Below are 21,359 nucleotides of genomic sequence, written 5' to 3' on the forward strand. Positions count from 1 at the left end.
GTTCTTCAGTGTACCCCATTCCAGTGGTTGGGGTTATGCTCGCGGCTGTATCGGCGCTAGGCCGCCGGCTCAGGCGTAGGCTCAGCGTTGCAGTGCCACTGGCTAAGCTGGTCCAAGATGGGCAGCAACGCCAGCCCGCGCTCCGTGAGCGAGTACTCGACGCGGGGCGGCAGCTCAGCGAAGGCTTCGCGGCGCACCACGCCATCGTCTTCCAGTTCCTTTAGCTGCTCAGTGAGCACCTTGCGCGAAATGAGCGGCACGCGCTGGGCCAGCTGCCCGAAACGCACGCGGCGCAGCCCCAGGTGCGAGATAAGAATGAGCTTCCACTTGCCGCCGAGCACGCCCATCGTGCGGGTCATAGAGCAGGAGGAAGCGCAGAAGGCAGCATCTTTCATGGGGCGGCTTGGGTAGCAAATGAGGGGGTAGGGCCGATAGTTACGGCTGGGTAACCAGTTTGTGCGGCAATTAGCGCGCCATTAGTAACCAAGGGTAACTATCGTTGGTTCCTTGCCGAAACCAACCCATTTTCCCTTTTTTTACGCATGGCAACTTCTCAGAAATTAACGGGTAAGATAGCGCTCATCACGGGTGGCACCGCCGGCATTGGCCTGGCCACGGCCCAACGCTTCGTGGCCGAAGGCGCGTATGTGTTCATCACCGGGCGGCGCCAGGCCGAGCTTGATGCCGCCGTGCAGCAGCTTGGCAATCAGGCATTCGGCGTGCAGGGCGACGTGAGTAGCCTGGCCGACCTCGACCGGGTTATGGCCACTATCAAGGAGCAGAAAGGCCGCCTCGACGTGGTATTTGCCAATGCCGGCATCGCCGAGTTTCTACCGGTCGATGCCATAACGGAGGACCACTACGACCGGCAGTTCGACATCAACGTGAAGGGTATCGTCTTCACGGTGCAAAAGGCGCTGCCGCTGCTGCCCAATGGCGCGGCCATCATCGTGATGTCGTCCATTGTGGGCTCGAAAGGCTTCGGCGGCGACAGCATCTACAGCGCTACCAAAGCGGCTATCCGCTCGCTGGCCCGCACCTGGACTTCCGACCTCAAGGCCCGCAAAATTCGGGTGAACGCCATCAGCCCTGGCCCCATCGAAACGCCCGGCCTGAATAGCCTGGCCGGCACGCCCGAGCAAGCCGCTCAATTTAAAGCGCAGATGGTGAGAGGCGTACCACTGGGCCGCCTCGGCGAGGCCGACGAAATTGCCAAAGCCGTGGTGTTCCTGGCTTCTAATGACAGCAGCTACGTGACGGGTGCCGAGCTATTCGTAGACGGCGGCATGGCGCAGGTATAAGAACCATTCAGCTAAAAAGGAGGGGGTAGGGACCGGCAGCAAGTGTCAGTCCCTACCCCCTCCTTTTTGGCTGAATGGCTACTAAAGCCCCTCGGCCATCGTCCGCATCTGAATTTCGATGATGCGCGAGCCGGGCGCCTGCGTGCAGGCCAGCAGCACGGCGCTGGCCACATCTTCGGGCTCCAGCATATCAGAATCAGCTACGCTTTGCTCGGTACGGCCCCGACCTAGGGCAAACTCGGTTTTGACGCCACCAGGGCAAATGGCGCCCACCTTGATGCCGTGCGGCCGCAGCTCCTTATCCAGGGCCTGGGCAAAGCCGACCTGGGCAAACTTGGTGGCGCAGTACACCGCCTCGCCCGCGAAGCCATACACGCCGGCCATCGAGGAGAGCATGAGAATGGTGCCCGATTTCTGCGCGATGAGTACCGGCACGGCGTGGCGCGTGAACAGGAACGTCGAGCGCATGTTGGTGTCCATCAGGTCGTCGTACTCGTCGGCGCTGGTGTCCACCAGGTTTTTGTAGTTGCCGGTGCCCGCGTTGTTGAGCAGGATGTCGAGGCGGCCGGGACCGTCGAGGGCGGCCTGCACGGCGCGGCGGGCGGTGTCTTCGTCGCGGGCGTCGCCGAGCACGATAATGGGCCGGGGCGCGTGGGCAGCCAGCTCATCGGCCAGCTCGGTGAGGCGCTCTTCGCGGCGGGCAGTGAGAATAAGCTGGGCGCCTTCGGCGGCCAGTGCGCGGGCGCAGGCCGCGCCAATACCAGCGCTCGCGCCGGTGATAAGGGCTACTTTGCCCGTGAGTTTACCTGCCATGTGGGGGGGTAGGAAGTGTGGTGAAGTAAAAAAGGAATAGGTAAGCTGCTCTAATGCTTGGGCATAAGCTCGGCGGCCGAGAGCTGGTACACGTCATGGCGGCGGTTGCGCAGGTTCTGCACGCTGCCGCTGTGGCGCAGGCGGTCCAGGATGGTCAGGTCCACGTCGGTCACGAGTATCATCTCGGTGTTGGGGGTCGCCTCGCTTTTCACGCCGGTATTGGGGAAGGCAAAGTCGCAGGGCGTGAGCACGGCGCTTTGGGCATACTGAATGTCCATGTTCTTGACCCTGGGCAGGTTGCCCACCGAGCCGGCCATGGCCACGTAGCACTCGTTCTCGATGGCGCGGGCCTGGGCGCAGTGCCGCACCCGCGAGTAGGCGGTCTGGGTATCGGTCAGGAAGGGGATAAACAGGATATTCATGCCCTGGTCGGCCAGCAGGCGGGCCAGCTCCGGAAACTCCGAGTCGTAGCAGATGAGCACCCCGATGGGCCCGCAGTCGGTATCAAAGGTTTGCAGGCGCGTGCCGCCGCGCAGGGCCCAGTACTTGGCCTCGTTGGGCGTCACGTGAATTTTCTCGTAGCGCTCCACCGAGCCGTTGCGGCGGCAGAGGTAGCCCACGTTCAGCAGCTGGCCATCGTCGCCCACCACGGGCATCGAGCCGGTAATGATGTTGATGTGGTACTGCACCGCCAGCTTGGTAAAGCGGGCCAAAATCTCGTCCGAAAACTGGCTGAGCTTACGAATAGCGTCGATTTCCGACAGCTCATTCGTTTCGGCCATTAGCGGGCCATGAAACAGCTCAGGAAACAGCGCAAAGTCGGCGCGGTAGGCAGCCAGCGCATCCACGAAGTACTCGACCTGCTGAAACAGGTCTTCGAGGCCGTCGTAGAGGCGCATCTGCCACTGCACCAGGCCCAGGCGCACCTGCGTTTTCTGAGCCACGGCCGGTGCCGGGCGCGTGTCGTAGAGCATGTTGTCCCACTCCATCAGCAGAGCGTAGTCGCCGCTGGCCTCGTCGCCGGGCAAGTAGCCGCGCAGCACCCGCACCGGGTGAAAGTCGTTGGCCAGCTGAAAGTTGAGGGCCGGGTCTACTATCTCGCGGTCCTTCACCTTACGCACGTACTCTTTGGGCGAGAGCGTGTCCTGGTGCTCGTGGTAGCCCGCAATGCGCGCCCCAAAGGCAATGGCGCGCAGGTTCAGGCGCTCGCACAGCTCCTTGCGGGCGTCGTAGAGGCGACGCGCCAGCCGTCGCCCGCGCATGGCCGGCACCACAAACACTTCGATGCCGTAGAGCGTGTCGCCCGCCGGGTCGTGGGTACTAAAAGTATAATCGCCGGTTACCTGCTGAAACGTGTGCTCCTCGGCCAGCTTCCCGTGGTCGATGATGAGGGCCAGCGCGGCGGCTACCACCGTGCCATTCACCGTCACCACAAACTGGCCTTCGGGAAAAATGGCGACCAGCTTGGCTAGCTGCTCGCGCCGCCAGTAGCTAGCCATGCGCGGGTAGGCTTGCAGCATAGCCTCCTTAATAGATTCGTAATCGTTTTCCTGCAAATGTCTTATCTCAATAATTTCATTCATAAAATCTGACGCGGTATAGCTAAATGAGTGCGGGGAACTAGGTGGCACCAAGGGTTACCTACGCCACCCGTCCCGCTAAGTAGTAGGGTTAGCTTACGCGAAAACGGCCGCCGCCGCCGAGTTTTCGCGCACTCCGCGCGGTTTTTGGTCCAAGGCCACACCGCTGCTGCCAGCGCGGCGCGTCCACGCCCTGGCGCACTACTGCCCACAGAGAAGCCGCTACCCCAGCGGGATAGCGGCTTCTCTGTGGGCAGTAGCAATGGGCTGCGCTTACGCCTGCACTTTGGCCTGCTCGTCGGGGGTAGGCTGATGCTTTTGGCCGGTGGTGATAGCCTTGGCGTAGGCGAAGGCGCGCACGAAAAGGTTGCTGGGCGCGTCCCAGTACTCGCCGTTTTCGATATCGACGCGCAGCAGGGCGATGTTGGGGTCGTCGGTACCCTTGGGGAAGAAGCCGCGAAAATCCTCGCGCCACAGCTCCTTGATTTTCTCCTTCTCTTCGACCACCGTGGCCGTGCCGGCGATGGTGACGTAGGTAGCCGCGTCGGGGTCTGAGTAACCGAGGCCAACTTGGTTATTGGCCTTGATTTCGCTGATTTTCTGCGCGTCCTTCTCCGTGAAGAACCACAGGGCGCCTTCATTGCCCGGCTCGCAGGTGTACATGGGCCGGCCGTGCAGGCGGCCCTGCGCGTCGAGGGTAGTAAGGGTGGCGTATTTCACTTCCTTGATTTTATCGAGAAGCTTAATCACATCATGGGTAACCGCAACTTGCTCAGCCATGGGAAAAGGAAAATATAGAGTGGATAACGCCTGGCTATACGGGTAGGCGGCCAGCCAATGTTTCACCCTTATAGCTTGAATGACAGAATTTTACACAAGTATTTTTTATAAACTAAGCCGTAAGCATTCATTCAGGCAATAGTGCTCTGGCAGTTAGGCTACCCCCCTGGTTTGGGGCGGGCCAAAGCGCGTGGCAGCCCAGGAGCCCCGGCGTCCGTAGTAGTGCCTTCTATGCATCCAACTGCCGCCCGCGCCCGCCCCAATCTCACCCAAGGCCCCATCCTGCAATCGCTGCTGCGGCTGGCCTGGCCCATTGTTTTTGGCAACGTTTTGCAAACCGGCTACCAGCTGGTCGATGCCTTTTGGGTGGGCAAGCTGGGCGCAAAGGCCGTGGCGGCGGTGGCCGTGAGCTTCCCGGTCAATTTTCTGCTCATTGCGCTGGGGTCGGGCTTTTCGGTGGCCGGCTCGGTGCTGGTGGCCCAAAACTTCGGGGCGAACCACCCCAAGATGGTCAACCATGTGGCCGCCCAGGCGCTGGTGCTCGAAATCGGGCTGGCGGCACTGCTCACGGTGGGCGCGCACCTAGCCTCGCCCTACATCCTGCACCTGATGGGCGCGGGGCCCGACATTTTTGAGCAGGCCAACCAGTTTCAGCAGGTGCTGTTCTGGGGGCTCACGTTCAATTTTGGCTTCCTCATGTTTCAGGCCCTCATGCGGGGGGTAGGCGAGGTCAAGATTCCCCTTTACATCAACCTAGCCACGCTGGCGCTCAACTTCGGACTCGACCCGTTTTTTATCTACGGCTGGGGCCCTATCCCGCAGCTGGGCGTGGCGGGCACGGCCCTAGCCACGCTCTGCACGCAGGTAATCAGCGTAATAGCCGGGCTGGTGGTGTTGCTGCGCGGGCGCTCGGGCATTCAGCTCAGCTACAAAGGCTACCGGCCCGACTGGGCCCTGATGAAGCGCATCTTCCGGCTGGGCGCGCCGTCGTCGGTCGATTTGTCGGCGCGGGCACTGGGGCTGTCGGTGCTCACTACGCTGGCCGCCGGCTTCGGCACGGAGGTGCTGGCTACGTACGGCATCGGCTCGCGCATTATCGCGCTGGCCATTATTCCGGCGCTGGGCATTTCGCTGGCGTGCTCCACGCTGGTGGCCCAAAACGTGGGCGCCCGCAACCTGCCCCGCGCTCTGCGCACGGCCAACTACGCGCTGGGCGTCAGCTTCACCACGCTGCTGGTGCTGGGCGGCCTCATCTGGCTAGCGGCCAGGCCGCTGGTGGGCTTTTTCCTGAAGGGCGACCCGGTGGTGAGCGAGCAGGCGGTGGAGTTCGTGCGCATTGCCTCGCTCAGCCTGTGCTTCACGGGCGTGCAGCAAACGGTATCGGGCGCGTTCAGGGGGGTAGGGAATACACTCTCGGCGATGGTGCTCACTATCACAGGCATCTGGGTGGTGCAGTTTCCGGTGGCGTGGTACCTGTCGCGGCACACGGCGCTGGGCTTCCGGGGCATCTGGTGGTCGTTTGTGGTGGCCAACGTGCTCATCTCCACCGTGGCCGGGCTCTGGTACTGGCGGGGCAACTGGCACGGCCAAGACCTGGCCGACCCGCTGGCGCCCCAGGTAGCCAAGGAGCCGCCGGTAGCCGACGCGGCCGGCTAGGCGGCCAGCAGCAGAACAGTCGTGCGGAACATACGAAGCATCACCGTTCTTCTTAATTTCCTTCAGCTAACTGGTGTTGATTACTAGGCAGCGGGCTCAGGCTGCTCGGCGGCGAGCCGGGCAATGCGTCCCCCGGCCCAGTAGGCCAGCCAGGTGAACAGCGGGGCTGCCAGCACGTCGTACGTATAATGCACGCGCTGCACCAGTACTAGCGCCCCCACCAGCACGGAGGCCAAGGCCAGACCGCTCCGCCACCAGCGGCCCCGCACGGCCATTGCCAGCAGCGCTACCGTGGCCGTATGCCCCGAAAAAAACAGGTCTTTCGTAATGGCTGTGGCCGTAGCGGTATGAAACATTCTGGCCGTGAAAGGGTCCGGCATGGGCAGCATATCGAGCGGCGGCGCCAGGGGCACCAGCCAGATGGTAGCCATGCGCAGCGCCAGCAGCAGCAGCAGCGCCCACATGCCCCGCAAAAACAGGTCGGGATGCCGCGTGAGCCAGCCTACCCCCACTACCGCACTGCCGTACATGAGCACAAATACGGCCGTAGCCACGTCGTGGCGGGGTAGCAGCGCCAGCAGCGGGTCGGCCAGCGCGGAGCCGGGCCGCGCCTGAATAGCCAGAAAAAAGTTCGGCACAAAGGGTAACAGCACCCCGAACATCAGCCCCAGCAGCAACAGCCAGCTGTAGCGGAACGCTGGCCGGGCCCACCCCCGCCGCCAAGCTTCAATTGGGGTCAGGCAGTCGGCCGGGGCTACCGGCGAAACATCTTCATAAGATAATACGCGCATAACTCTCATACCACAAAAGCCAGACCAAGCCGGTTCAACAAAAGTAAGCCCAACCACGCAGCTTGCTTGGGGCAGAAGAAGCTGCTAAAAAAGGCGGATGAAACGCCTGGGTGCCCCGAGCGAGGCAGTACCTTGGGGGCCATGAAACACGCTACCCCCCTTTTGCTGGCCGGCCTCGGGCTGGCCCTGGCCGCCCCCGCCGCCCACGCCCAAAACACTGCCCTCAATGCCCGCATTGCTACCCTGGCCGCCGCCGAGCAGGCCAAGGTGGTGGCTTGGCGGCGCGATATTCACGAGCACCCCGAGCTGGGTAACGAGGAAACCCGCACCGCGCAGCTCATCGCCGCCCAGCTCAAAAGCCTGGGCCTGGAGGTGCAAACCGGCGTGGCCCGCACCGGCGTGGTGGGTATTCTGAAAGGTGGCAAGCCCGGCCGCGTAGTGGCCCTGCGCGCCGATATGGACGGCCTACCCCTCACTGAAACCACCGGCCTGGCTTTTGCCAGCACCGTAAAAACCACCTACCTGGGCCAGCCCGTGGGCGTGATGCACGCCTGCGGCCACGACACCCACGTGGCCATGCTGCTGGGCGCGGCCGAGGTGCTGAGCCAGGTAAAAAAGGACTTACCCGGCACGGTTAAATTCATCTTTCAGCCCGCCGAAGAAGGCTCGCTGCCCGGCGTGGTGGGCGGGGCCAAGCTCATGGTGCAGGAAGGCGTGCTGACCAACCCCAAGGTAGACGCCATTTTTGGGCTGCACATTGAGGCCGGTACGCCGGTGGGCCAGCTCACCTACCGCCCGCGCGGCGAAATGGCCAGCTCCGACCGCTTCACGGTGAAAGTGCTGGGTAGGGGCGCGCACGGCGCCAAGCCCTGGGCTAGCGTAGACCCGGTGGTGACGCTGGCCGAAATCATTACCAGCCTGCAAACCATCGTGAGCCGCCAGATTGACCTGACTCAGGACGCCGCCGTGGTGACGGTGGGCACCGTGCAGGCCGGCGTGCGCTACAACGTTATTCCGCCCGATGCCACGCTCAGCGGCACTATTCGGGCGTTCAGCCCCAAAACGCAGGAGCAGATTTGGGCGGCCATCAAGCGCACGGCCAACGGCATTGCCGCCGCCAACGGTGCCACGGCCGAAGTCACCATTGAGCCCTACGTGCCCGTCACCTACAACGACCCCGACCTCACGGCCCGTATGCTGCCTACCCTCCAGCGCACGGCCGGCGTGGCCAACGTGGTCGAGATAAAAGCCGTGACCGGCGCTGAGGACTATGCCTATTACCAGGAAAAGGTGCCGGGCCTGTTTTTCTTTTTGGGTGGCATGGCGCCCGGCGCCAATCCCGCCACCGTGGCCGACCACCACACCGCCGGCTTTCGGGTAGACGAAAGCGCTTTTCCGCTGGGCGTGAAGACGCTGGCTACCCTGGTAGCCGACTATTTAACGGGCAAATAACCGCGTGTAGGGTAAGCTTTAGCTTGCCGTCGTAGAGCACCAGGCCTGTTGTGTCAGGACTTGAAAGCTACCTTAAGACGGCAAGCTAAAGCTTACCCTACACTTTATTTAGTCGTTGTGAATTAATAGCTTACCCTTGCCTTTGCCCAGGCTGTACTCTACCTTAAAAGTGAGGGTAGCAAAGTCGTCGTTTGACTTAGGGTTACCGCGCTGCTTTACGTCGTCGAGCAGGTCGGTGGTAGTGAAGTAGTAAAGCGCTTCGGCCGTGAACGCCAGACGCTTGCTGGCCCGCAGCGTGACGCCGCCGCCCACGGGTAGCACGGCGGCCAGGCCGGGGTAGCCACCTTTTGTTTCGGGCGACAGTGCAAAGCCATACTGGCTCGCGCTAGGGTTAAACAGCATGCCGCCTACCCCCGCACTGAGAAACAACAGCACCGGCACCTCCTTGTGCTCAGGGCCGATGAGCATACTTTTATCCGCAAACAAGTTGTAGCGCAACAGCGTGGTGAGCAACGCATTGTCGCTATTGAAAGAATAGCCCCGCTGCGGGTAGATGTCCTTGGCGGCCAAGTGCAGGTAGCTCAGGTCGAGCGCGAAGGTGAGGTGTGGGCTCAGCGTTTTGGCCAGGCCCACGTTGAGGCCCACCTTAAAATTATTGTCGGCTAAGTGGTTGGTGAGGTCGCCGTTGTAGTAGGCCAGGTTCACACCCGCGTTCAAGCGCATTGGCAAGCGGTGATAGGGCTGGTTGCTGGGGGTAAGGAAGCGGCGCGGCGCATGGTAGCCGGGAGGCCCGGCTACGGCAGCCAGGTTAGCACTTAGTAAGGCACTTAACAGAAAAAAACGCATGGGGGGAAAGATAGTGGCCAGCGGCCAGCGCGGGAAGAGAGGCAAGTTAGCTGGCGCATACGGCGGATGCCGCCCCGCCGTTGGCCTAGCGGCGGTCCGGCGGCCGGGGCAGTATCTTGCAGCCAGTATTTTGGCTTCGTTCATGACTATCCGTTTTTCCCTGCCCTACCGCACCACCTACGGCCAGCGCCTGGTGCTATGTGGTTCCCTACCCACCCTGGGCAATTGGCAACTGGCCGATGCCCTACCCCTTCACTACGACGAGGCCACCACTCGCTGGAGCGCCGAGCTAGAAGTGCCCGCCAGTGCTGGCCCCGAAATTTCGTACAAGTACGCGCTGCTATTTGAAGGCGGCGGCGTGGTGTGGGAGTGGGGCAACAACCGCACCCTGGCCCTACCCCCCAGCCCGGTCTATACCCACCAGGATGTGCGCGACTTTTGGCGCGCCCCGGCCGAGGCCGAGAATGAGCTGTTCACGGCGGCGTTTACCAAGGCGCTGTTTCGCCGGCCCGGCCAGGCGCCCGGCGCTGGCAGCGCTACCCCCGCTCCGGCCAAGAAGGCGGCCAGCAAAAGCAAAAAAGCCGCGCCCGCATCGGCTACTGTGCGCTTTCAGCTGGAAGCCCCACGAGTAGACTCGCACCACCAGTTGTGCGTGCTGGGCTCGGACCCCGCCCTGGGCAACTGGGATAACACGAATCCGCTCATCCTCTCCGATGCCGCCTACCCCACCTGGCAGGCCGAGCTAGCCCTGCAAAGCCCCGAAGCGGAGCTGCGCTACAAATACGGCTTCTGGGACCCCACCCAGCACGCGGTGGTGCAGCTCGAAATCGGTGACGACCGGGTGCTGCCCGCCGGCACGGCCGCGCCCGGTACCCTCACGGCGCTGCACGACGAGGGCTTCCGCTACGCGGCCCAGCCCTGGCGCGGAGCCGGGGTGGCCATGCCCGTGTTTTCGCTGCGCAGCGAGAAAGGCCTGGGCGTGGGCGAGTTTTCGGACCTGAAGCTGCTCATCGACTGGGCCGAAAAGACGGGCCTCAACTTGGTGCAGATTCTGCCCATCAACGACACCACGGCCACGCATACCTGGGTCGATTCTTACCCCTACGCCGCCATCTCGGTGTTTGCGCTGCACCCGCAGTACCTGCACCTCAACGGCATTGCCGAGCTCAAGGACAAAGCCGCCCGCGCCGAGCTAACTAAGCTGCGTAACGAGCTGAACGCCAAGGACTTCGTAGACTACGAAGCCGTAATGAATGCCAAGTGGAAGTTTCTCAAGCTCTTGTATAAGCAGGAGAAGAAGAAGTTTCTGGCCGACCCCGAGTTTCAGAAATTCCGGGCCGAGCAGGCCGGTTGGCTGGTGCCCTACGCGGCGTTTTCGGCCCTGCGCGAGCGCTTCGGCACCGCCGACTACCACCAGTGGCCCCAGGAGTTCCGCACCCCGCACGACCTGGACCAGCTAACGGCCGAAAGCGCGCCCGACTTCGATGAGTTTGGCCTGCACTTCTTTACCCAGTTTCACCTCGACCAGCAGCTGCGCGCCGCCGTGGACTACGGCCGCCGCCGGGGGGTAGTGCTCAAGGGCGACCTGCCCATCGGCATCTACCGCCACTCGGTGGACGCCTGGACCCAGCCCGAGCTGTATCACCTTGACCAGCAGGCCGGCGCCCCGCCCGACGACTTCTCGACCACCGGCCAGAACTGGCGCTTCCCCACCTACAACTGGGAGCGCATGGCCCAGGACAACTACCAGTGGTGGCGCGAGCGCCTGGGCCACCTGGCCCGCTTCTTCGACGCGCTGCGCATCGACCATATTCTGGGTTTCTTCCGCATTTGGGAGATGCCCGAAAACTCGGTACAGGGCCTGCTGGGGCACTTCTCGCCGGCCCTACCCCTGCACCGCGACGAGATTCAGCGCCGCCTCGGCTGGTTCGACTACGGCCGGCTGTGCGAGCCCTACATCCGCTGGCATTTGCTGGAGCAAACTTTCGGCAACGAAGCTCAGGCCGTGTTAGACGAGTTTATGGTGGCCGACCAGTACGGCGCCATTCAGCTCAAGCCGGCGGTGGCCAGCCAGCGCCAGCTTGAAGCGTATACCGACGCGCAGATTGCCGCTCAGCCCGAGCGCAGCGAGTTCCTGCTGCGCGTGCAGCCCGGCCTGTATCACTTCGTGAATGAAGTGCTTTTCCTGCCCGCCGGCAACGATTTTTATCACCCGCGCATCACGCTGAACAAGACGGCCAGCTTTGCCGAATTGGCCGACGATGAGAGCCGCCGCCGGCTCTACGACGACATTTACGTGGACTTTTTCTTTCGCCGCAACGACGAGTTCTGGCGTGAGCAGGGCCTCATTAAGCTGCCCGCCGTGCGCTACGCCACCGATATGCTTATCTGCGGTGAAGACTTGGGCATGGTGCCTGCCTCGGTGCCCGGCGTCATGCACCAGCTCGGCATTCTGGGCTTGAATATCCAGCGTATGCCCTCGAACCCCGCCACCGAGTTTGGCCACCCCAACGATGCGCCCTACCTCTCGGTGGTAACTACCGGCAGCCACGACATGAGCACCCTGCGCGGCTGGTGGGAAGAGGACCACGTGCGTACCCAGCGCTACTACGAAACCATCCTGGGCCATTGGCGCCAGCTGGCGCCTTACTACTGCGAGCCGTGGGTAGTACGCGAGGTCCTCAGCCAGCACCTCTACTCGCCGGCCATGTGGGCCATTTTCCCCCTCCAGGACTTCCTGGGCATGGATACCCAGCTACGCCGCCCCAACCCCCACGACGAGCAAATCAACGTGCCCAGCAACCCCCAGCACTTCTGGAAATACCGCTTGCACCTACCCCTCGAAGAGCTAAACGACGCCGTGGGGCTCAACGAGCCCATTCGGGCACTGGTGGAGGCCAGCGGCCGCGGGCCAGCCTACTAGTCCCTACCCCCCTCAAAAAAGCCAGGCCGCCCCAATAGGGCGGCCTGGCTTTTTTGTATCGTTTTTTCCTGTTTGCGCCTATTCACCCAGCGACATCTGGCGCAGGTAAGCGCGCATTTTGGGCGTGGCCTCCAACTCACGAAACTGCCGTAGCTGCCCCGTCGACAGCAGCTTGCCTGCCACTTGCTGCAGCTGCGCGCGCTCGGCCGGAATCAGTTCGGCTACTTCGGTAGCCGAATGGTTGGCCGTCTGCACCGCCATGTAGTTGATTTCCTGCTCCAGATAAGTGCGCAAGGAAGTGCGCTGCTCGTCGGTAAGGGCCAGGCGCGTGTGGCAGACTGCCACAAAATGCTCTGCCGCCGTGGGCGGCGCCAGCACAACCGCCGTGGCAGAAGCCGAGGCCGACAAGCCAACTGCTACTAGGAATACGCTTAGCAAGCTGGCAGGCAAAGAAAAATGTACACGCTGCATAGAAGAGGAAAAGAAAGAGTGATGGGAACCGGATAGCTGCTAGCCAGCACCAACCAACCTATTGCGTTCTCAACTATATACTCAATGAAGCAAGCAATTAGCTACTCGTAGCAGGTTGGTCAAAAAGCTAGCTGACCATGCACTGAATTTACTTTTAAATAATGGGTTCACCAAAAATATGTTCAATTTTTTCTTTGAAAAAGTAATTTTAATCATTTAGCGCAGATGGCTAATCTGCTAATATTTGAAAAAAAGTCGCATAAATTTTACACTTTAATTTTGAATTTTATTAATAAAAATAATTACCAAATAATGAGCTTTTAGCAGAAAAAATAGTAATCATATTAATTAATTAGAAATTTTATAACCCCTTTGAGGGCGTAAAAAGAGCGTTCGGCTAGAAAAAAACACTATTTGGCGAAATCGCAATCCAGAAGCTGGTGCAAAACGTATTTTTGTTTTGTTCCAAGAAATAGAGTTTAGTTCCAAAAACTAGAGACTACTTTTATTGCTACTAATCTCAAGCATAACATATTGCATTTTTTCCTAAATTAATTTTCTACTCACTTTTTTAAGTTCACTTTTTTTATTTATGAGACCAACATTACGTTATCAACCCAGCGCGCCACTTCAGTCGCTGACTAGGAGGCTAACCAAGTATGGCGGCTGGCGTAAGCTGGCTCTGGTGCAGACAATGACCCCAGATTTTGCTATAGATAATGGTTTTACCGGTAATATCTCACGTTCAACTGCCCCCAGCCGTCCCCGCCGGATATGGCAATGGGCAGTTTTGCTTTTACTACTGAGTTTTACGCCAGCCCTGGCGCAAACAAATCCTACCTTGGAGTTCGCGGTGGGCGCGGGAAATCCCACCGGCAATGGTCCCTCCGTCGCCAGCCAGGTTATCACGCTCCAGAATAACACGGATAACCCTAGTGCCAACACGTTTGCTGCGTTTACACCGACTACCACGGCGACGTTTAGCTTAACTAATCAGCAATACACGTTACCTACAACCCAAATGAGCACGGGGTTTGGCGTAGCCTTCGGCACTCGTATTAATACTACGGGCGCAGCATCGACAGCTAGTGGATTGTTCCAACCAGTAAATGCCATTGGTACATCTAGCAATACCAACTATACCTCAGCAAACGGGGTGAGCGGTGGTATTGATGTAGCTGTCAATAACGCGGTCGAACTATTTACCTCTGTTCAGCCTCTACCAGCTACAGTGCCAGCTAATGCACGTTATCGCTATGCCGACCTAACTATAGTCTTTAGCCAGCCAACAGTAAATCCAGTTATACACGTTACAGGATTAGGTGGCGCTTACGGCACTTTTGGCTTTACTGCGGAACTCGACCTATTAACTTCAGGGGTAGTACTTTCTAAACTTAACGGCTCAACTGAGTTCAGCGTTAGTTCAACTCAAGTCTTAAATAGCGCGGCGAATCCCGGTGCGGCCACTGGCTCTGGTGCAGCTAGTGGCTCAGTACTGGTTGCTACCACCAACGGTGGTATAACTACTTTAACATTCAGGATGTACCTGCGCCCCGGAACGGCAGGCGGAGCTATCCATCCTAATGATACCAGTCAGCATCTTGGCGACTCCTGGCTCATCAGCGTTTCAAGCCTGACCCCCGCCCCCGTTGCTACTCCCAGTGCCCTAACGTTTAATAACCCCGGCGGTACCAACTCGTCCAACATTTCGGCAGGGTTCGCGGGCTCTGATTCGCAACCCGGCACGCTCACTTCGCTGACGCTGACTACCTTCCCAACGAATGCGACCAGCATCACTATCAACGGCACAAAATACACGGGTGCCGCCGCGTTCAACGCGGCCTCGGTAGCGGCCCGCACCTTAACGACCAACGGCGACGGCACCTTGGCAACCGGCCAGACCGTAGCGGTAGACCCGGTGGATGGTGGAGTCACGTCGGTATTACCTTTCACAGTGACGGACGCGCAGGGCTCAACTTCAGCAGCGGCCAACCTCAATATTACGTTTACGGCTACCTCTTCGGGCTACGTGTTTGAAGACGTGAACTACGGCGGTGGGGCCGGCCGGCCAATTAGCGCCGCAGGCACTTCGCCCCGCAGCGGCGCTACCGTGGAGCTATACAACACCAGCACCGGCGCTTTCGTGGCCAGCACGACTACCGATGTGAACGGCAAATATTCGTTCAACACCCTCGCCAACACCGGCTACACCGTGCGTGTAGTGAATAGCACGGTTACCAGCAGCCGCAACAGCAATAATGTGGCGGGACTGGTACCGGTGCAGACTTATAACGGTACCACAAGCCGGGTAGGCGGCGAAAATCCTACTCTGGTAGATGCGCTCGCCAATACTACCGGGCTTGCACTTAGCGCATTGACTCCACTAAATGGCTCAACTACCCCCGAGTCGCTGGCGGCTTTTAATACCAACGCCAACATTAGTCCGGATTTCGGCTTCAATTTCGACACAGTGGTGAACACCAACGACGTGGCCACCGTGAACGGTAATAACGCCCAAGGCTCGTTGCGGCAGTTTCTGCTCAATAGCAACGCACTGACTGGCGAGGCGGCGCTGGCGCAGGTATATACGCCCACTACGGGTGCTGCTACGGCCCTTACCCCTGCCGTGGAAACGAGCATTTTTATGATTCCGAACGGCGCGGCCATAGCCGGCCAGCAGGCTGGCTTAGCCAGCGGCTTTACTACTTCAGGTACAGGTAGTGGCTCGGGCACGAGCGCGACTATCACGCTAAAAGCAGCGCTACCTAACATCACTGGCGCTTTTACCTCGCTCGATGGGGGCACGCAGACCAACTCAACAGGTGACACGAACGCGCCAGTTACTACCACGGGTAGCGAGTCGCTCGGCAATGAGGTTGTACTAAACTTTGGTAACTTCAATGGCCTTTCGACCAGTGCGGCAAGCACTAGCCTGCTCAATTTGAGTTTGACCAATGCTAATAATGCGGGTGGTTCTACTACGGCAGCGTTCAGTATTTTGGCGGGGGCTACCTCGGCGGTAGTACAGAACAACACGTTCTATAAGAGCGGCGCCAACCTGCGCATCAATGGCGTGGGCGGGGCCACTATCTCGAATAATATCTCGCGCGATGCGCTAAGCGCCGAATCGGACGGTATTGAGGTCACTGGTTCTTCGAACAACACCATCGCGGGCAACCAGTTTTTAAATAACGCTGGGTTTGGCATCGACTTCATCTCAGGCACCAGCATGGGAAATGCCATTACAGGCAACACGTTTAGCCGCAACGGCCAAAACAGTGTTAACAACTACCAAACAGCCGGCATTGGCTTCCGTAGCGCTAACTCCAGCAACAATACGGTCAGCAACAACACCTTCACCAACAACGTCGGCGATGGTATCTCTGCTACTCAGGGCACGAACAACATATTCTCGCAAAACAGCTTTTCCAACAATGGCGACTTAGCCATTGACCTAGCTGCAGGCGGTAATGGCAACAGCGACGGTGTTACAGTAAACACGGGTACCACCCGCACTGGAGCCAATAACTTAATCAACTTCCCGGTACTGACCACTGCGACGGTTAACGCCGACAACTTGGTTATCAATGGCTTTACTCGCCCTGGCAACTTGGTAGAGCTATACCTGGCTGCCCCTGACCCCAGCGGCTTTGGCGAGGGCGCTACTTATTTGACCAACTTCACCCAAGGCACGGCCGTGGGAACTACGGGCAACGTAATAACCAGAACCGCTACCCCATATGGCCCCGGCAACATCAACGGCCTGAACCAGGGCACCGATAATACTTTTGGCTTCACGGTGACCATTCCGCTGAGCAGCCTGACGGCTGCTCAGAAAACGGCGCTGCAAAGCGGTTCAGCAGTCCTGACCAGCACGGCGACGCTTAGCGGCACAGGCACCTCAGAATTTTCGGGCAACCTTGCCCTACCGATAGCTGATGCTACGGTAAGCCTGTCGGGCCCCACGACCCTTGTTGCGGGCCAGGCCACTGGTACCTACACAGCTACTTTCACTAATGAGGGGCCAGCTTCCGCTTCAGATATAGCTCGCTCTGTAACGCTGCCTGTTGGTGCTAGCCTGAGTGCGGCTCAACGGAGTGACCTGATAACGCGCTATAGCGCTGCTTTCTCCACCGACCCAGTGACCAACGCTACGGTCATTAACTTCGGCACCGTAGCACTGGCTAAAAACGCAAGCAGCTTGGTCACCTTCGCTTTCACCGCCCCGAATACGGCGAGCACTACCCTAGCCCTGACGGCCAATACCTCTTCGGCCTCGCAGGGGGCTAACTCCGCCCCTGACCAGGCAACCCTGACCTTAAGCACCGTAACTACGGCCGATGTGGCCGCAACTATTACGGCGGCGGCTACGGCTACGACGCAAACTTTTACAGTGAGGTTCAGTAACAATGGTTCGCAGGATGCTGCCAGCATTGTGCGCTCGGTTCAACTACCAGCTGGCTTAACGGCTGCTAGCATCACGTACACTGGTGATGCCGTAGGCGCTAGCTACAACACCACAACTGGCGTGGTTACCTACCCGGCTACCCCCACGACCCTGGCAGCAGGCACTCCGCTAACCTCAACCATCAGCTACCCTGTAGCAGGTTCACCCGTGGCTCCGCTAACGGCCACCGCTAGCATCAGCACTACGACTAATGAGGCTGGCCTAACGGCCAACAACTCAGCTTCGGCCATCATGCCTACTCAGTTTGACCTGACGACCACGCTCAGTGGCCCCGCCACGGCGGTTGCTGGCTCGCCCATTATGCTCTATGTGACCACAACTAACCTGGGTCCAAATACTGCTCCAGTAGCAACGCAGACAGTTACCATTCCGTCGGCTACTACTTTGGCTGGCAGCATTTATATTACCAACGGTGGTAGTTACTCGTTCAGCAGTAATGTTGGTACGGTAACCTTCCCCACGCTAAGCAACCTGCCAACCGGCCAGACCATCACCAACAGCATTAGCTTCTTGGCTCCGGCAGCAAATTTTGCACCTTCGGCTACGGTAACGACCACTGCGGCTACCGAACTAAATACGGCCAATAATGCAGCGAATCTCAATGGTGGAGCCACTGGCGCCACTGTTACAGTGAACAGCACTATCACGGCATTTTCGAACGAGTCGACGACTATTCAGGCAACTATCACCACGGGAGGAACGACTACCCCAGCAACCGTGGTGGATGTCAATACACCGATTACCTACACGGTGAAGTCATTCAACAAAGGGTATAGCGCCGCTACTGTTTCGGCCACGGTAATAGAACAAGTGCAGCTATTGCCAGGCTTAACTACTACCACCCTGAAAGTAGGCAGTGCTACCCCCACTACGCTGGGCAACGGCAACTTCAGCTACGCTAACACAGCAGGTACTACTACCTACAACCCTACTTCGGGCCTGCTGACCTACTACTCGGTGACGCAGGCGGCTGGTGACAGCACTACCTACGACGCTATTGTCGTGACGGTCCCAACGGCAGTTGGCAACGGCGGCCAACTACTGGCCACGGCTTCGGTGCAGACCACCAACTTCGTGGACCCCGTACCGGCCGATAATGTGGCCTCAGTAGCTGTGCGCGTGCGCACTAAGCCTGACCTGGCTACCAGCATCAGCGGCCCAAGTAGCACAGCGGCGGGCCTGACGGCTTCCTACGTAGTACGCTTTACCAACAGCGGCACCAACGACGCGACAACCGTAACCGAAACGGTTCAATTGCTACCTGGCCTCAGCGGCGTCACCATCGCCGATGCCAATGGCAACGCGGTAGGAGGCGCCACATATGATGGCGTCACCGGCCTGGTTACCTTCCCTGGTCTAGTTATCGATGCGGTGGGTGCTACTCAGGTTTACACCATCGGGCTGACGGCTCCGGCCCAGAGCTTTCCAGTAACGAGCACCATCGCCGGCCTGACCAGCGATGGGGTAGCCAACAACAACTCGGCCACTCAGCGCACCACCGTAACAGCCAATGCTGACCTAGCTGTAAACATTACCGGTCCGGCCACTGCAGTTATCGGCAATCCGGTTACCTATGTTGTAACGACGACCAACAATGGGCCAACAACGGCTACCAATGTTGTACCTACATTGCAGCTACCCAAAAACCTGAGCGGCGTGGATATTGGGACAGGCTCGGCTACCTACAACCCCAGCACTGGTCTGCTGACGTTTGCGACGAAAACTACCCTCACGCCCAGCGGCAGCACTGTCAATTACATAACCTTTACCATGCCCAATGCCACTGCCTCCGGCGATGCCGCCGTTAGCAATGGACTAATAGTGGCCACCGCAGCAGTAAGCAGCAGTAGCACTGACCTGGTAGCCGCTAATAATACAGCTGCCCTAACAACCAGCATCATTCCAGCTACTACGGATGTGGCGGATTTGATTACGAGCTTTTCGCGGACGGACGGCTCAGGCGCGACGGTACCGGCCGGCACGCAGCTGACCTATACCGCAGCGTACCGTAATGCAGGCAGCAGCGCTGCATCGAACGTAGTAGGAACCGTAAACCTACCCAGCGGTCTGTCGGTCAACGACCTTGTGCTTAATGGCACTGGCGGTGGTAGCGGAACTGGTGTAAAGGGCACCCTAACGGGCAATATTATCACTTTTGGCGGCACCACCAATGGCCTTCCTGCGGGAGCTACGTACAACCAGACGACGGGCCTGCTGACCTTTCCTACGTTCGCTACCCTTCCGGTTAGCAGCTCTAGCAATGGCTACTCGATTTCCTTCCCAGCCCCGGCAAATGACGTACTGGCCATCTCGGAAATCACCTCGGCTACCTCTGATAACGGACCACTGGTCAACCGCTCCAACTCCTTTACAACCGTTAGCTCCAATGTGGATGTAGCCGCAGCGCTGAGCGGTCCGACCACCGCCCAGCCTGGCACGACTGTTAGCTACACGGCAACGACAGTCAATAACGGCCCTTCGCTAAACCCGAATTCGACCACTCAGGTAGTAAACCTACCAGTTGGGGCAGTACTTGTACCGGGCAGCTACCCCAATGGTGCGTACTCAAGCACCAACAATACCCTGACCTGGAGCATTCCATCTGGCCAAGCACCCGGCGCTGCTAATGCCGTTGTGAATACCTTCTCGCTGGTTATGCCAGCCACGGGCAACATAGCTCTCAGCACGACCATCACCTCGGCAGGGGAGAATGCAACCAATCCAGTTACTGGAGCCAATAACAGCACCAATAACACGGCTACGCTTACTACAATCCCGGCTAACCAAGCCCCAGTGGCGGAAAATATCTGGAACACTCTGCGTGGTGCCCGAGCTAATAATGCGATTGCACTACCTATCTCGCCGCTTGTCGCTACAGACGTAGATGGCAGCATTGCTACCTACATGGTGACCAAAGCACCTACCCAGGGTGGCACACTGTACTACAACGGTACGGCCGTGGCCGACAACACGACAGTAACGGCAGCAGGCTTGAGCTTCATACCTACCCCCAACTTTGTGGGCAACGTGACCTTCTCCTACGTCGCTACTGATGACGGCGGGGCTGCTTCGCCGCCGGCTCTTTATACCATTCCCGTGGCTCAAGACAAGGCTGCTAGCTACGCCACGTATAACTCAGGGAAAGGTGGAGCTAATAAGTACCTAGTTAACGACGTGCTGGCCGCAGTAGTGGACCCCAACACGGCCACCTACATCGCCACCGGCACCGTGTATACGACCACGGGCACTTTACAGGCCGGGGCCGCTAATGGCCTACGCCTGGGTGGTACCAATGCAGTGCTCGCTGGTACCGGCCCTACTGGGAACACCGCTAATACGCTACCGGCTGGCGTTTCGCTAAACGCGATTACCGGCCAGCTATATGTAAGCGACGTGAGCGCTTCCGGCCTAGTGAACAACTCGACGGCTCGTGCCTACAGTGTTAATATTACAACTACGGACATTAACGGTGGCATCAGCACCCAAACGGTAACGTTCACTATTGGGGCCTACCCCCTACCGGTAGTATTAACCGTCTTCACGGCCCAGGCCGTGCAGAACCGCGATGCTATACTAAACTGGGCTACTGCCTCTGAGCAGAACAGCGCCAGCTTCGAGATAGAGCGCAGCCTGGATAGCAGCAAGTTCACTAAGATTGGTCAGGTGGCAGCACAGGGCACCAGCTCTTCGGCTATTGCTTACACCTTTACTGATGCTAGCATTGGCGCTCGTGCGCAAGGCTCGGTATACTACCGCTTGCGGCAGGTCGACCTCAATGGGGACGCATACTACTCGCCGGTACGCACTGTGAGCTTCACGAAGGCAACTGCTGTAGCACTGAGCATTTACCCCAATCCAGCTGCTAACAGCACCACGCTCGATCTGAGTAGCCTACCAGCCTCGGCCTCTTACCAGGTAGTGCTACTTGATGCTACCGGCCGCCAGGTGTTGGTTACGACCCATACCGGAGGCTCGTCTCAACTATTGGACTTGACGTTCCTGGCTAGCGGTACTTACAACGTGCTAGTTACCGGTACACTGGCCGATGGCTCGACCTTGCGCCAAGTACTACGCCTCACCAAGGAATAGGCGTTAGCCCTACCCCCTTTTTCCAAGTAAACCCCCTACTAGCTTCCAGTAGGGGGTTTCTTTTTGACCTGTTATTGGGTCCCCACTTACCTCACCAGATTGAGTAAATATGGAAGATGAACTGAAGTGTTGATGCATCGCAAATTACACCATTCTACTAACCAGCGTGGGTGAAATAATTCGGTTGCC

12 protein-coding genes are annotated in these 21,359 nt (G+C 59.0%); 5 read left to right on the forward strand and 7 right to left on the reverse strand.

Annotated elements, in window-relative coordinates:
• Positions 1-56: 56 nt before the first annotated feature.
• Entirely contained in the window at positions 57-359 is a 303-nt protein-coding gene (locus E4631_RS12690; RefSeq protein ID WP_240734858.1) for a helix-turn-helix domain-containing protein, read from the reverse strand.
• Between the two features lie 183 nt (positions 360-542).
• Between E4631_RS12690 and E4631_RS12695 the strand changes: the two genes are divergently transcribed.
• On the forward strand, positions 543-1,301 hold the full coding sequence (locus E4631_RS12695) for a glucose 1-dehydrogenase (protein WP_133656822.1): 759 nt from the start codon (positions 543-545) through the stop codon (positions 1,299-1,301).
• Between the two features lie 81 nt (positions 1,302-1,382).
• Here the strand turns inward: E4631_RS12695 and E4631_RS12700 are convergent, their stop codons facing one another.
• From E4631_RS12700 to E4631_RS12710, 3 genes are all read right to left on the reverse strand, one after another.
• Entirely contained in the window at positions 1,383-2,114 is a 732-nt protein-coding gene (locus E4631_RS12700; RefSeq protein ID WP_133656821.1) for an SDR family oxidoreductase, read from the reverse strand.
• A 50-nt stretch (positions 2,115-2,164) separates the two neighbouring features.
• A complete protein-coding gene (locus tag E4631_RS12705) occupies positions 2,165-3,697 on the reverse strand; it encodes a carbon-nitrogen hydrolase family protein (RefSeq protein WP_133656820.1) in 1,533 nt (510 codons plus the stop codon).
• Positions 3,698-3,967: 270 nt separating this feature from the next.
• Entirely contained in the window at positions 3,968-4,474 is a 507-nt protein-coding gene (locus E4631_RS12710; protein ID WP_133656819.1) for a pyridoxamine 5'-phosphate oxidase family protein, read from the reverse strand.
• A 231-nt stretch (positions 4,475-4,705) separates the two neighbouring features.
• Between E4631_RS12710 and E4631_RS12715 the strand changes: the two genes are divergently transcribed.
• The gene (locus E4631_RS12715; RefSeq protein WP_133656818.1) at positions 4,706-6,130 is read left to right on the forward strand and encodes an MATE family efflux transporter; all 1,425 of its coding nucleotides are present in this window, start codon (positions 4,706-4,708) and stop codon (positions 6,128-6,130) included.
• 83 nt (positions 6,131-6,213) lie between these two features.
• Here the strand turns inward: E4631_RS12715 and E4631_RS12720 are convergent, their stop codons facing one another.
• A complete protein-coding gene (locus E4631_RS12720; protein WP_166648019.1) occupies positions 6,214-6,921 on the reverse strand; it encodes a phosphatase PAP2-related protein in 708 nt (235 codons plus the stop codon).
• A gap of 141 nt (positions 6,922-7,062) precedes the next feature.
• Between E4631_RS12720 and E4631_RS12725 the strand changes: the two genes are divergently transcribed.
• On the forward strand, positions 7,063-8,373 hold the full coding sequence (locus E4631_RS12725; RefSeq protein WP_133656816.1) for an amidohydrolase: 1,311 nt from the start codon (positions 7,063-7,065) through the stop codon (positions 8,371-8,373).
• Positions 8,374-8,481: 108 nt separating this feature from the next.
• Here E4631_RS12725 and E4631_RS12730 read toward each other — a convergent pair whose 3' ends face one another.
• Entirely contained in the window at positions 8,482-9,219 is a 738-nt protein-coding gene (locus E4631_RS12730) for a hypothetical protein (RefSeq protein WP_133656815.1), read from the reverse strand.
• A 142-nt stretch (positions 9,220-9,361) separates the two neighbouring features.
• Here E4631_RS12730 and E4631_RS12735 point away from each other — a divergent pair, with 142 nt between their 5' ends.
• On the forward strand, positions 9,362-12,142 hold the full coding sequence (locus tag E4631_RS12735; RefSeq protein ID WP_166648018.1) for a 4-alpha-glucanotransferase: 2,781 nt from the start codon (positions 9,362-9,364) through the stop codon (positions 12,140-12,142).
• A gap of 78 nt (positions 12,143-12,220) precedes the next feature.
• Here the strand turns inward: E4631_RS12735 and E4631_RS12740 are convergent, their stop codons facing one another.
• A complete protein-coding gene (locus E4631_RS12740) occupies positions 12,221-12,613 on the reverse strand; it encodes a hypothetical protein (RefSeq protein ID WP_135318608.1) in 393 nt (130 codons plus the stop codon).
• A gap of 1,540 nt (positions 12,614-14,153) precedes the next feature.
• Here E4631_RS12740 and E4631_RS12745 point away from each other — a divergent pair.
• Complete coding sequence (locus E4631_RS12745; protein ID WP_166648017.1) at positions 14,154-21,170, forward strand: right-handed parallel beta-helix repeat-containing protein; 7,017 nt, start codon at positions 14,154-14,156, stop codon at positions 21,168-21,170.
• Positions 21,171-21,359 lie beyond the last annotated feature (189 nt).

Origin of the sequence: Hymenobacter sp. UV11 (genome assembly GCF_004684095.1) — a bacterium.
In the GTDB taxonomy this organism is placed as follows: domain Bacteria; phylum Bacteroidota; class Bacteroidia; order Cytophagales; family Hymenobacteraceae; genus Hymenobacter.

What these genes read in the sequence shown, in the direction of transcription:
- E4631_RS12740 (WP_135318608.1), bottom strand. Translation starts at nt 12,613, where the DNA reads ATGCAGCGTGTACATTTTTCTTTGCCTGCCAGCTTGCTAAGCGTATTC.
- E4631_RS12690 (WP_240734858.1), bottom strand. Translation starts at nt 359, where the DNA reads ATGACCCGCACGATGGGCGTGCTCGGCGGCAAGTGGAAGCTCATTCTT.
- E4631_RS12730 (WP_133656815.1), bottom strand. Translation starts at nt 9,219, where the DNA reads ATGCGTTTTTTTCTGTTAAGTGCCTTACTAAGTGCTAACCTGGCTGCC.
- E4631_RS12720 (WP_166648019.1), bottom strand. Translation starts at nt 6,921, where the DNA reads ATGCGCGTATTATCTTATGAAGATGTTTCGCCGGTAGCCCCGGCCGAC.
- E4631_RS12745 (WP_166648017.1), top strand. Translation starts at nt 14,154, where the DNA reads ATGTACCTGCGCCCCGGAACGGCAGGCGGAGCTATCCATCCTAATGAT.
- E4631_RS12710 (WP_133656819.1), bottom strand. Translation starts at nt 4,474, where the DNA reads ATGGCTGAGCAAGTTGCGGTTACCCATGATGTGATTAAGCTTCTCGAT.
- E4631_RS12700 (WP_133656821.1), bottom strand. Translation starts at nt 2,114, where the DNA reads ATGGCAGGTAAACTCACGGGCAAAGTAGCCCTTATCACCGGCGCGAGC.
- E4631_RS12715 (WP_133656818.1), top strand. Translation starts at nt 4,706, where the DNA reads ATGCATCCAACTGCCGCCCGCGCCCGCCCCAATCTCACCCAAGGCCCC.
- E4631_RS12695 (WP_133656822.1), top strand. Translation starts at nt 543, where the DNA reads ATGGCAACTTCTCAGAAATTAACGGGTAAGATAGCGCTCATCACGGGT.
- E4631_RS12735 (WP_166648018.1), top strand. Translation starts at nt 9,362, where the DNA reads ATGACTATCCGTTTTTCCCTGCCCTACCGCACCACCTACGGCCAGCGC.
- E4631_RS12725 (WP_133656816.1), top strand. Translation starts at nt 7,063, where the DNA reads ATGAAACACGCTACCCCCCTTTTGCTGGCCGGCCTCGGGCTGGCCCTG.
- E4631_RS12705 (WP_133656820.1), bottom strand. Translation starts at nt 3,697, where the DNA reads ATGAATGAAATTATTGAGATAAGACATTTGCAGGAAAACGATTACGAA.